Source organism: Granulosicoccus sp. 3-233 (assembly GCF_052681095.1).
The window spans coordinates 376,643-389,386 of the sequence record NZ_JBQYLE010000001.1 but is presented as its reverse complement, the minus strand read 5'-3'; the positions used below and the strand labels follow the sequence as shown (position 1 = coordinate 389,386).

Sequence of the window (12,744 nt, the reverse complement as noted above, 5' to 3'; positions counted from 1 at the left end):
AGATGAGCCTGCCCGATTCGGACAAGTCGGCAGATTCGGCCATCACGCTCAGCATCGACTCCCTGCTGAACGAACGCCACGCGGTACATCAAGGCACCTTGCAGCAACCCGAGGGTGGTGGACGATGGGCAGGCAGCTTTCGCGGCAGGCGGCGCGGTCATGGCAGCGACTTCGATGATCTGCGTCCTTACAGCCCCGGGGACGAACTTCGTCATGTCGACTGGAAAGCCAGTGCCCGCAGCAATACGCTTTACACAAGACTGTACCGTGAAGAGCGAGAACACCGAGTGACGCTGGTGACGGACATGCGGCGCACCATGTACACCGGTACGACAATACTGCGTTCGGTACAAGCCTGCCGGTTCACAGCACGGCTTTTGTGGCAGTCCATCGAAAGCGGCAGCCGGCTGTGCGTCATCGCTGTCAGCGACAGCGGCCTCACCGTCAGCGACAATCGCATCGGCGATGGAGCTGCCATTGATGCCTGTGCCTTGCTGGCAAGGCGCTTTCTGGCTTTACAGGCACAGTACCGGCGTGCGAAGTCCTGCGACAATGCCGCGCCCACCCCGGCGGGCAGCGACCTGCCGATATCGGGCGGTCATGCGCAAAGGCATGGCCAGGCAACTACCACGGCCGAACCGCCGAGCCGCCCCTCTCGACCCGAGTCCTCGCCTGACGCCCTGATCAGCCCCGGCTCCTCCGACCAGCATGAGACAGGCTCGCACATCACACTGGACCAGGTTGCCCGCTGGCTGTGTACCCAACGCCAACTGCACGGTTCGCTGATCTGGTTGAGCGCTTTCGATCATCTCGGCAAGCACTTCGATGACGCCATGAATACCCTGTCCCGAGTGAATCGCCAGGCCGCCGTTCACATGGACGATGGCATGCTCGAACAGGGCTTGCCGACAGGCCTCTATGGTTATCGCTCCGGTGACTGGCATGACCGTCGCACTCGCAGTGCAACACTGGATCGCGGACACGCGAAGCAGCTGCAGCAACGGCTGTCACAACAGAAGCAACGGAGGATGGAGCGTTTTACCGCTCTGCGGATTCCCCTGCACCATTCCGGCACGGGCAAGAACGAAATCGTGGCCGCTCTGCGGCACAGCGGCCATTTACCATGAATGGCGACCCAAGCCTGATGCGACCTGCAAGGCAGCCATGGTCAGCCGGCAACTCGCGAGCGGCAAGTACAGCATCCTCAATCGGAAAGAGGCGCTGAACGAATGAACGAAACGGAACAGATACTCAGCCAGCTTCGCGATATCCAGCTGCCGCCGGCTCCCGAAGCTGCTTCCGTCTGGCTGATCGCAGCCAATCTGATGATGCTGCTGATGCTATTGCTGGGCCTGTATTACCGGAGACGCAGAATGCGCGAACAATGGCGTCGTGATGCCCTGTTTCAGCTGCGCCAGGCTCGCCTCCTGGAACCGGCTGTCGCGACACTGGCGCTGGCCAGACTGCTCAGACAGATTCTGCTCTATCGCCAATACCCCATCTCCGGCAATGCCCGATGTTGGCTGGCCGAGCTGGACGATGCCTTTGACACGCAATGGTTCACGCAAGCGCAAGGTCGTCTGTTCGGCGATGAGCTGTACAAGCCGGGTCAGATGAGTGTCGCCGAGTTGCAGGAAGCATGCACTCGAATCGAGCGACTGATTCGCCGACTTCCGGCAAGACCTCGCAATGCGTCCCGACCACAGCCCAGCATGAGGCTGCCATGATCCACTTCAGCTGGCCATGGATCTTTCTGCTGCTACCTCTGCCATGGCTGTTGCAGCGTCTGCGTACCAGACCGGCGCTGACCGCCATCGACATTCCGCCCTCGATGGAAGAAGCCTTGCAGTCACTGCCGATGCAGACTCGCAGCGGTGCGAATGTTCGCCAACGACTGGCATGGATCTGCTGGATTGCCTTGCTGAGTGCAATAGCACAACCCTGGATACCCACTGATGCAGTGATACAGCCAGCCAGCGGCCGCGCCATCGCTCTGGCCGTTGATGTATCGGGCAGCATGGATAGACAGGACTTCTCACTGGACGGCGAGATCAGCGACCGCCTGAGCATTGTCAAGCAGGTGGCCACGGACTTCATGGCTCGACGCAGTGGAGATCGTTTGAGTCTGGTGCTCTATGGCAAGGAGGCCTTCATCGCCTCACCACTGACGTTCGATCTGCACGCATTGAGCAATATACTGGACAGCGCCGGTATCGGCATGGCTGGCAGATCCACCGCCATTGGTGACGCCATTGGCTTGTCGATCAAGACCCTGCAGGCAGATCCCGCCGAACAGAAGGCCATTGTATTGCTGTCCGACGGAACCAACAATGCCGGTTCGGTGGAACCGGAAAGCGCCGCCGAACTGGCGAATGAGCTGAACATCCGTATCCACAGTATCGCCCTGGGAAGCATCGATGGAGAACGCGGCGGATACCAGACGGCGCAATCTGCCGATCTGGATGAAGAGACACTCGCGCGTATTGCCGAACTGGCCGGCGGAGAGTTCTTTCGGGCGAGCAGCACGGCAGATCTGCAGCAGGTCTACAGCGCCATCGACAGACTCGAGAGCGCGGAAGCGGCCGCCCCACCAGTGATCCTGCGCCACGATCTGCGCCTGTGGCCACAGATACTGCTGTTGTTCTGCCTGCTGTTGCTGGCACTCGACGCAACGATGCTCGAGCGAATCCGCCAGCGAACCGGAGGACCAATCCGCTGGATATCCCGAGAGCGGGCACGTGAGACTCCGGCCCGGCAAAGCCGCCTGCACAGGACGCCCGGCAGTCTCCTCCGGCAACGGTTCTCCCGATGAGCGCCTGGCAATGGAATGACTGGAGCATTCAGTATCCTGGCTGCCTGGTTGCCGCAGCACTGCTGTTGATCGGATCCCTGCTGTGGCCCCTGAGGCATTCGCACAGTCACTGGCGCAGCGTGCTGTCACCCGCCCTGTTCGACTATCTGGGAGCGGACCGGCGTCGCATCACGCGTTGCAATCTGCCGCTGCTACTGGCATCGATCGTCACCGCAGGCCTGAGTCAGCCCGTCCAGCGCCAGAGTGATGATGACACCTGGCGACACAGCATCGGCTGGATTGCTGTGGCCGATGTCTCACGCTCCATGACGTTGAACGATACCGTGCCCTCACGTCTGGCAGCGATGCGTGCAGCACTGACGGAACTGTCGCATCAGGCAGCGGCCCGGCCGATTGCGTTGATCCTGTTTGCCGGAGATGCCTTTCTGGTGGCACCACCGGCCTTCGACCACTCCGTCTTCAACGAACAGGCAACACTGCTGGAATACGGCATCGTGCCGCTTGACGGTTCCAATCTGACACGCGCCCTGTCATTGGCAAGCTCCGTTGTCGAAGAAAGCCGATTGCACCAGGCCAGAATCCTCGTACTGGGCGATTCTGGCGGTATCGGCAATGGCAGTATCGCTGCCGCGCGCTTTCTCGGCGATGCCGGTCATCGCGTCGACATGCTGGTATTCGGTTCATCCTCACCGCCGCCCGGCACGACAGGGTCACAGACCCCTGCGGAACCTGTCGGCGACAGCTGGAGCCAGACACCGGGTGCCCGCGACACGAACAGCGTGCAGTGGAAGCAAGCCCGGGCGTTGGCCGATGCCGGCAACGGTCGTGCGGTCAGAGCCAACAGTTTCGGGGTGATCGATTACACCACACTCGATCTCGATCAGCAGGCCACCGCCTCGACACACGATGGTCTGAAGAGCCTGGTGTGGCGTGATCAGTCACACTGGCTTCTGCTGCTCGCCATTCCCGGAATGCTGCTGCTGTTTTCCCGGGAGTCTGCACGCTGATGCGCCGGTTCTCTCTACTCCTGATCGGCCTGCTGCTCCACCCCGCCACGCAGCTGCTCGCCGATCAAGACAATCTGCTGGCGCACCGGCTGTTTCAGGCCGGAGAGTATGCTCAGGCGAGCGAGATATTCACCGACCCGGCCTGGAAAGGCGTTGCCCTGTACCGCTCGGAGCAATGGTGGCGCGCCGCCGAGGCCTTCATCCGTGCCAGTGACCCCGTATCGGCATTCAATCTCGGTAACTGCTACGTCCAGCTGGGTTACCACGAACTGGCTCTGGAGGCCTATCAGCACGCCTTGTCGATGGATCCCTCGCTGGAGGATGCTTCGCACAATGCCGAACTGATGCGTCAGTTGCTGGCGAAAGCACAGGACCAGCAGCAAGGAGGCCGGCAGCCCTCAGGCGAGGAAATCGGACGCCTCGACACCCGGGATGATCGGCAGGAGCGCGGCATTGGCGAAACCGGCGAAGAGCAGAGCAAGGCCGGTGATTCCGCACCTGAAGGACAACCGGAAGAGCCCGGCGATCTATCCATGAACGAGCGCTCGCAGGCCCGGGCTGGCCAGGGGGCACAGGCCAGCGAACAGGAAAGGCCATCCGCTCAGGATGACGGTAGCGGGGCCCTTGATGGTGAAGCTAGCGATGCGCAGCCGGCCAGCAGACCCTCCGGTGGTTCCGAACCGGATTCACCCACCAGCGAATCTCAGGCCGCCGGGCGTCGCACCGAACTGGAGAAGGAACAGGCCACCACGCAGTGGTTGAACCGGATCGAACACGATGCAAGTCTGTACCTGCAGCGACGCATCAGACTGGAACAACGACGCCGTCACGCGGCCGGACAATCTGCTCCCGAAGGTGGAAGCTCATGGTGATGCAACCCTCACGGCGTAAACCGACTTCCCCTGGCACAAGCGGTGGACCGAGCACCTCATGAAACATCATACTCGGCTGACAGTCCATGCCTTTTTCATCCTTTGCAGCCTCTGCCTGTGCTTCGCCCTGTTCAACGGACCTGTCCGCGCCGCCGAAATCACGCCGCGCATCACCCTGCTTGGCAGCCTCGAGCCCGTGTATCTCGGTGACAGTGTCATCATCGAACTCGAAGCGGTCGGCCTGGACGATCCTGTGGATATCACGCCCTTGTTGCAGGAAACGGAACTGCTGCGCGAAACCATGGGTACTCGCATCACCGTCGTCAGTGGTCAGGTTGTCGAGATGAAATCACGAAGGATGGAGCTTCTGCCGCGGCGCGAGGGTCGACTCATCCTCGGACCCTTGCAGGCCGGCAGCGTCACGGATTTCGTGCAGTCGAATATCATCACCATCGACGTACAGACACCGACAGAGTCGCAGTGGCAGGCGGATGCCGACGATCTGCAGATCAATGTGAGCCTGCGCACCGCTGACGGTTCGGTACAACTCGGCGCACACGATGACGATCCGGTGCCAGTACCGACAATACAAGCGCTGGTCGGCCAGCACATCATTGCCGATATCGAACTCAGACACCGACATCCCATTGCCGATGAACGGATATCGCTGCCCGATTTCGACGGCTTTGATGTACTGGAGCAATTTGTCGAACGCAGAACCATCGACACCTTGGCCGACCAGACGTCATGGCGCCTGACTGCCTGGCGTTATCACCTGTTTGCGCAGCGTTCCGGTCGACAGGTCCTCGACCCTGTCGGCTGGACTGGTACCGTGATTCGATCGCGTACGCAGCGAGCCGACTTCGACAGACAGTCCTCGCCCTACACCCTGCAGATTCAACCGGCCGTGGACAGCAGTCACTGGTGGTTGCCGGCCAGTTCGGTCAATCTCGATGACAGCTGGTCCAGCGACCCTCGAGAGCTCACCGCCGGCGATGAGATACTCAGAACCATCACCCTTGATGCCCGAGATGTCCTTGCCAATCACCTGCCGGATATCATGCCGCCGGAAAGCCGTGCCCTGACAACCACTCTGATCGGGCAGTCCCGCTCTCAACGTCTGGTCGGTGAGCACATCGTGGCTACCGCCGTCTTCGACTATCGCATGATTGCCCAGAGCCCCATTCCGGTATTTCTGGATACCGTGCGCGTGCCCTGGTACGACACGACAAGCCATTCGGCCAGGCAGGCAATCATTCCGGCGCGGCGCATCAATGTCGGCCTGCCCGACCGCGCCGACCTGCTGGCCAGCCTGGCTCTCGAGGGCAATGTGCTCGACAGACTCCTGTTGCGACTGGAAGGCAGCGGCATCGCTCGATCACTGCCCTGGCATGTCCTGCTGCTGTTGACCGGGATCGTGACGGTCTGGATCTGGGTTCGGGAAATCAACGTCTTCCGACGCGAACAAGGACAGAAAAAGCAAGGCCTGCAATCGACGGTACTCCCGGAGTTGTAAATCTGAGCCAGTCGATGTGTCAGGCCTGGAATGAAACAACAGAGCTACTGCGGGATGCTGTCCTTGGGCAGGATGGTCACTCCCCATGGGTATCGCCCCACCTTGATGGTCTTCACCGCCTTGCGACTTGCCACATCTATCATCGTGACATCACCCGAGACGCCATTGGTGGTGTAGAGCTTGTCCTGTTCCGGTGTCAATGCCATATGCCATACCCGTCGACCCACCAGTATGTAATCGGTCACCTCCAGACTCTCCCGATCCACTACCGCCACATGATTCGACGGGCCCAGCGCGATGAAGGCCGTGCTGCCATCATCAGTGATTTCCATACCCACCGGCTGAATCTGATCACGTGTCACACCGGGAATCTCGAAGCTGATCTTCTGCTTGATCTCCCGGCTTTCCGTATCGATGACCGAGACGGTTCCGCCGATTTCCGACGACACCCATAGCTCCTTGTCGTCAGGGGTGAACTCGGCGTCCCGCGGACGTTGATCCACGAGCGTATTGGCAATGATGGTTTGCGTCGCTGTATCGATCCAGTGCGCCATATTGGACGTTTCGGAGGTGACGATGGCATATTTACCATCGTGACTCACCGCCATGCCTTCCGGCTCGACACCCACATCGATCTGCGAGACGACCTGACGGGTTTCGATATCGACGACCGTTGCAATGGCATCATCTTCGTTGGCGATGTACAGATGCCGATTATCCGGGTGCAGGGCGAACTGCTCGGGATCCTCGCCACTGGGCAATTCGAACATGATCGAGTCATCGCTCAGATTCATCACTTGCACCGTGTCCGAGTCCGAGGCGCAGATGAACAGGCGCGTGTAGTCATGACTCAGGGTCACGCCGCGTGGCCGCTCGCCTACTTCGATCGTCTTGATCACCTCATTGGTTTCGGTATCGATGACCGATACCGTATCGTCCTTTTCATTGCTGACATAGGCCCAGTGAGCGCTGACGGTACCGCTGCCGACACTCAGCAGCAGACCCAGTGAAGTCAGTGTCAACAGTCCTGGGCGACCTTCCATCAGCGCGCCGCCGGACTTTCCGGACACTGGAGATTCCTGCATTGTTCGTTCTTCCCGTGGTTTTTTCATCAAGTTATTTCCTTCCGCTCACTGTCGAGTCCGCTGAAAACCCTCGCAGAGGCTTTCCGGTTCATCAAGTCCCAGGGTATCCAGTTCGGTTACCGGGTGCAGAAACCCTTCGATGGGAGCTGTGGCAACGACCGCCTTGGGATGAACCAGCTGCACGCTCTGGCGCATCTGGCCATTCCAGTGGCGATAACTCAGTGGTGCTCCCTTGAAACCGGCCAGTTCGAATTCATCCGAGAGTACATAGTCGAGGATATCTGCCGGCTGCGCAGAGCCGGTACGCGTGACCGCCTCTCCCATACTGCGTACGGCAGCCCAGTTGCTGTAATCACGGGATGTCATGTCACGCTCGGCCAGCTTTCGAAACCGGGATTGCAGCTGGGCAGCCCCCCATTGTTCGATGACAGGGGACCAGACCACAGGGGTCAAGCCTGCACTACCGGCAACCGGTCTCGGCAACCAGGTGTTGTAGAGAATGTACTGCGAGAAGTCCTGTTGTTCATCGGCCACGACAACGACATCGTAACTCCTTGCCTGCGTGAACACTGGCACTTCGGTGGATGCCGAGCGGCGCATGTCGGCATCTTCGATCCAGGTCCTGCTCTGGACGATATCCAGGCTGAACTTGGTCATCGAGCGCCGCAGTGATTCGGCAAAGGCCTTGTCCTTCTCGGAGTTGCCTTCTATCAGGAACACCTCCTCCCATTGGCGCTTGTAGAGATACTGCGCCAGCGCATCGCTGAGCATGGCACGGGAGGGAATCGTGTGCAGGACATTGGGCTGGCACTGTTCGTTACGCAATACACCATCCATGCTCTGCGCATTGAATATCAGATCATCGGCCGCTTCCGGCAGAGTGGCAATGACAGTCAGATCACTGGCCGGCAGATTGGCCACCACCAGCCGCGCCCCCTCCGCCAGCTTCTCTCGAATACGTTCATTGCGTGTCGCCGGAGACTCGTCCGGTTCGAAAATCAATTCGTCGAGCCTGTAGCTCTGACCGAGAAAACGCCCTGTGGTGTTATTGTCGCTGATGGCAAGACTGGCACCGCGTTCACCCTCATCCTCCGGCCAGCTCACCAGATTGGACAGAACCGGTGGATGTTCCACACGTTGCTCGATATAAAGGATATCCACTTCCAGAGTGCTCTGCTGTGCATGCACCGGCACAGCGGGCATCACGACAAATGCAGCGGCCAGCAAGGTCAAACCGGCAGACCCGGGGACTTCGCCTGGTCTGTACATGCTGCACAGACTCGACAGACCGTTCACGATGCTGCTTGCCAGGTTTGCGAAAGACCTTTCGGGATGATTCATGGTCGAATTGATGACTGCCTTGCACTGGTTGCCGAAGAACGGGATCGGGTCCGGATTGCCCCTGTCAGAGACACCCCAGGAGAACGAACCCGACTCCAGCGTCAATGCTGCAGTTTTTCGCTTCCTGCCTGTTTCGTCTGCCAGGTCGTGACTATTGCCATCCGACGCCCAGATGATGGCTTACAGCAGGCATCGCAGCCATGGGTAATGGGTACCAAACAGGAATACCTCTATTGGCTACTCGCGAGTGCGCTGCACCACCACCACAGCCATGAGTATCAACAGGGCACCAGCCCACCCCGCAACCGACAGTCTTTCTCCGAGCAACAGGAAGCCGGCCATCGCCGCAAAGACGGTCTCCATCGACAGCAGGATGGATGCCCGAGGAGGTGGCACTACCTGCAAGGCAATCGCCATGATGCCGAAGGTGAAGGCACTGGAGAGAACGCCCACGTACAGGATGGGAACCAGGGCGGCACGCAGCGCAGCCATCTCAACGCGCTCGAACAGCAGTGCACTGATGATGCTCAGCAAGGCCACCACGGCAAACTGAATGCAGGTGTATGTCAGCGGCTGCGCCCGACGCGACGCCTTGCCGGAAACGATGATGAGAACGGCCCAGAACACCGACGAACAGGCAACCAGTATATCGCCGCGATTGAGTGACTCCAGTGAGCCGCCCCCCAGAGCCCAGACGCCCACGAAGGCCAGCCCGGCAGAAAACCAGGTGGCCAATGCCGGACGCTGTCGCTGCACGATCCAGTAGAGAAACGGGGTCACGACCACGTACAGCGCCGTGAGAAATCCCGTATTGGTGACCGTGGCAATGACGATACCGGTCTGCTGTGTGCCACCGGCGAGAAAGAAAACCACGCCTGCCAGAACACCGTAAGGCCAGATACGCGCGTTGCCGGGACGCATCTGTCGCAGATCAGTGCGTTGCTCGCGCCAGACGAATGGCAACAGGACCAGCGCCGCAATGGCACCGCGCATGCCCAGAAACAAGAGCGGACCGATATCCTGCATGGCCACTTTCTGAAAGTAGAATGCCACCCCCCAGATCAATGCGGCCAGCAGAATCAGAAGGTCGCCGCGTGTCCTTGCGCTCAATACCGGCATCGGAGCAACTCCGTTACCGGCGTGGTACCACTATTTCGTCGACAACACACCCCATGCGTCATCGGCCGCTTCCTTGAACGTCTTCCAGTTGCCATCAGTCCATCGCTCGCGACCGGCCGCCGCATAGAACAGATACAGATTGTCGTCGAATATTTCCCAATGCGTGCCATTGGTGCGGACAAGCCCTTCGCCGAGACTCAGGGCATTGGCGCAAAAACCATTGTACGCCGGTGTGAATCGTTCAGGGTCGGCGCGAAAGCGTTCACTGCTCTCTGCCGATGCAAAATGCCATTTGGCCCCCTTGTACTCTACGGTGTAGCGCTTCCTGCCCTCGACAGCCGGCGCCTGTGGAGTGCGCTGCAATTCGTGATAGCCCACCGCATCGTGTCCGCCGATTGCCACACCGCCAAGGCGGGATTTCGAGACAGGCTCTGCCGCCTGAGCAGCACTTGACACCAACAACAGAACCATGACTGTTGCCAGTGTCGCCAACTGCCGGCCGAGTACGCCGGTCAATACCATTGGCCGAGCCGCTCTCGGAGCAGATAGGGAGGTCATGCCGCCAGGCGGATTCGGGGTTGTCATGTCAGGCGCAGGTTTCGTTGTGGTCAGACCGCATCAGACTCACTGATGCCTCAAAGGTTCGTCTTCTGCTGTTTGCCAGCTCCCTGCAGTGGGCAGACCCGATCGGAATCATGCACCCGCCCTCACCCACACCGCCGTGTCATGAAAGACCGCGCCGCCATCGGGTTGTGCCGGCTCACTGCTGACCAGGGTATTGATTCCCAGACCACCGGCAAAGAAGCGATTGGGCCACAGACTCTCGACCACCACCGTGCCAGTTTGCACGCCGTCGAAAGCCATGGCCTGCAAGCTGACCTCTCCCTGTTCATTGCCCAGGGTCACCATTGCACCATCCTCCAGCCCATAGCGCTGCAGATCATCCGGGTGGAGCCTGGCCACCGGCTGCTTTTCCATGCGACGGCTGGAATCCGTTTCGGTGAAACTGGTATTCAGAAACTGTCGCGCCGGTGCGGCAACCAGTCGCAACGGGTGCTGCTCCGTTGGCTCATCGATCACCGCCCAGTGATCCGGAAAGGCCGGCATCCCGGCGGTATGATCACCAACCGTCGACCAGTCCGGCGAGAAGTGAAATCGCTTGTCCGGTGTGCCGAAGCCGTTGAGAAAGTTGGCGTCCTCGAAGCTGGCATGTGCGCAGTCATGGCCACCACTGGCAACCATGGCATCGAAGTCCGGCAGACCGGAAGACTGCAACAGATTCTCGATCAACTCGCGCTCACTCCTGTGGAAACCGGCATGCGTCAGTCCCAGCCGCTCCGCCATGCCCTGCAATACCTGATGATTGCTGCGACACTCACCCGGAGGATCCACCAGCTTGCGGCCAATCTGGATATGCGTATGACCGCTGGCCGTATAGATATCGTCATGTTCCATGAACATGGTGGCAGGCAGGATGACATCGGCATATTCCGCCGTTTCCGTCATGAACTGCTCGTGTACCACGGTAAACAGATCCTCGCGCGCCAGCCCTTTCAATACAAGTCGAGTCTCGGGAGCCACTACCGCCGGATTGGTATTCTGCACGAACAGGGCTTGCACGGCCGGTCCTCCCTGCAACTCGCGAGCTTCACCGGTGAGCACCCGGCCGATGCGTGACTGATCCATCCTGCGTGTCCGACACGGTATGTCCAGCCCCTGAATCTGCGTGCGATCCAGATCATAGATGCTGGCATTGCCATACAGAGCCCCGCCGCCCTCATACTGCCACGCACCCGAGACCGCGGGTAGGCAGCTCACCGCATGCAGATTGACGGCACCGTTGCGCGAACGCGAGAAGCCATAACCGATGCGCAGAAAGGACTTTCGGGTCGTACCGTACAGCCGCGCAAACTCGACGATCTGCGCCACCGGCAGACCGGTGATCTCCGACGCCCAGGCCGGCGTCCGACTGGCCAGGTGCTGTCGCAGGGCTTCGGGCTTGTCGGTATGGTCCGCCATGTAGGCCTGATCGGCCAGCCCTTCCTCGAACATCACATGCATCACGGCACAGGCCAATGCGCCGTCGGTACCGGGCTTCAGCATCAGATGCAGATCAGCCTTCTCGGCTGTCTTGGTGCGGTAGGGGTCCACCACCACAAGCCTTGCGCCATTGGCACGTTTCGCCTGAGCCAGATGCTGCATCACATTGACCTGCGTGCTGACCGGGTTACCGCCCCAGACCACCACCAGTTCACTCTTGTGCATGAGACGCACATCGCTGCCACTCTTGATCCCGGCGCCAGCCCTGAAGCCTGCATCAGCCACCGCGACGCAGTAGGTCGAATGTTGACGCGAGGTGCCATAGGCATGGCGAAAACGATCCAGTCCATCGCGCTGCACCAGTCCCATGGTCCCCGCGTAATGGAATGGCCAGATGGCTTCGGCCCCCTGATGGTGACGAATGTGCTCGAAACGCTCGCAAATCCGGTCAAGCGCATCGTCCCAGCTCACTGCCTCGAAACGGGCGCTGGCCTTGCTGCCGGATGAGCCCTTGCCCGATCTGCGCATCAGAGGCTGCAGCAGGCGATCCGGGTGATGTATGCGCTCGGCATAGCGTGATACCTTGGCGCAGATGACGCCCTGGGTATAGCTGTGATCCTTGGCGCCGTAGACCTTGCCGATGCGCTTGTCATCCTGCACCTCGATATCCAGGGCACAGACACTGGGGCAATCGTGTGGACATACACTGCGCATTCGGCTTGACATCGCTTTTCCTGTTCCCGGTAGGGCAAGCGCAACAGGATACGCCTGCCTCGTACAACTCGACTGATCACCATTGTCTCAGATCGCCACCGAATAGTTCATGATTGCGAAGCCGTCAGGCTCAGCCGTTCGTCCCACTCCAGGCTGCGCCGCACCATGGGTTAAAAAGTGATAACAAACGGCCTGTTGCCGTGCACCATGCTTCAACTGACGGTTCTGCCGTGCCAGA

Annotated in this window: 11 protein-coding genes; 6 read left to right on the top strand and 5 right to left on the bottom strand. The window is 59.9% G+C overall.

Annotated features, from left to right (window positions below; genetic code table 11):
• Window positions 1–2 precede the first annotated feature (2 nt).
• From ACUNV4_RS01760 to ACUNV4_RS01735, 6 genes are all read left to right on the top strand, one after another.
• Complete coding sequence (locus tag ACUNV4_RS01760; protein WP_430876762.1) at window positions 3–1,127, top strand: DUF58 domain-containing protein; 1,125 nt, start codon at window positions 3–5, stop codon at window positions 1,125–1,127.
• A gap of 102 nt (window positions 1,128–1,229) precedes the next feature.
• Complete coding sequence (locus ACUNV4_RS01755) at window positions 1,230–1,727, top strand: DUF4381 family protein (RefSeq protein ID WP_430876761.1); 498 nt, start codon at window positions 1,230–1,232, stop codon at window positions 1,725–1,727.
• Window positions 1,724–2,812, top strand: coding sequence for a VWA domain-containing protein (locus ACUNV4_RS01750; RefSeq protein WP_430876760.1), 1,089 nt, complete (start codon window positions 1,724–1,726; stop codon window positions 2,810–2,812). Before ACUNV4_RS01755 ends, ACUNV4_RS01750 begins: the two co-directional genes overlap by 4 nt.
• The gene (locus ACUNV4_RS01745; RefSeq protein WP_430876759.1) at window positions 2,809–3,819 is read left to right on the top strand and encodes a VWA domain-containing protein; all 1,011 of its coding nucleotides are present in this window, start codon (window positions 2,809–2,811) and stop codon (window positions 3,817–3,819) included. The genes ACUNV4_RS01750 and ACUNV4_RS01745 overlap by 4 nt, the downstream gene beginning before the upstream one ends.
• Window positions 3,819–4,691, top strand: a complete 873-nt coding sequence (locus ACUNV4_RS01740) for a tetratricopeptide repeat protein (RefSeq protein ID WP_430876758.1) — start codon at window positions 3,819–3,821, stop codon at window positions 4,689–4,691. The genes ACUNV4_RS01745 and ACUNV4_RS01740 overlap by 1 nt, the downstream gene beginning before the upstream one ends.
• A gap of 58 nt (window positions 4,692–4,749) precedes the next feature.
• Window positions 4,750–6,207, top strand: coding sequence for a hypothetical protein (locus ACUNV4_RS01735; RefSeq protein WP_430876757.1), 1,458 nt, complete (start codon window positions 4,750–4,752; stop codon window positions 6,205–6,207).
• Between the two features lie 44 nt (window positions 6,208–6,251).
• Here ACUNV4_RS01735 and ACUNV4_RS01730 read toward each other — a convergent pair whose 3' ends face one another.
• From ACUNV4_RS01730 to ACUNV4_RS01710, 5 genes are all read right to left on the bottom strand, one after another.
• Window positions 6,252–7,292 (bottom strand): YVTN family beta-propeller repeat protein, encoded by a 1,041-nt coding sequence (locus ACUNV4_RS01730; RefSeq protein ID WP_430876756.1) that lies wholly within the window; start codon window positions 7,290–7,292, stop codon window positions 6,252–6,254.
• Window positions 7,293–7,337: 45 nt separating this feature from the next.
• Entirely contained in the window at window positions 7,338–8,561 is a 1,224-nt protein-coding gene (locus tag ACUNV4_RS01725) for an ABC transporter substrate-binding protein (RefSeq protein ID WP_430876755.1), read from the bottom strand.
• Window positions 8,562–8,870: 309 nt separating this feature from the next.
• Entirely contained in the window at window positions 8,871–9,752 is an 882-nt protein-coding gene (locus tag ACUNV4_RS01720) for a DMT family transporter (RefSeq protein WP_430876754.1), read from the bottom strand.
• A 30-nt stretch (window positions 9,753–9,782) separates the two neighbouring features.
• The gene (locus ACUNV4_RS01715; protein WP_430876753.1) at window positions 9,783–10,337 is read right to left on the bottom strand and encodes a YHS domain-containing (seleno)protein; all 555 of its coding nucleotides are present in this window, start codon (window positions 10,335–10,337) and stop codon (window positions 9,783–9,785) included.
• Window positions 10,338–10,445: 108 nt separating this feature from the next.
• The gene (locus ACUNV4_RS01710) at window positions 10,446–12,518 is read right to left on the bottom strand and encodes a molybdopterin-containing oxidoreductase family protein (protein ID WP_430876752.1); all 2,073 of its coding nucleotides are present in this window, start codon (window positions 12,516–12,518) and stop codon (window positions 10,446–10,448) included.
• Between the last annotated feature and the right edge of the window lie 226 nt (window positions 12,519–12,744).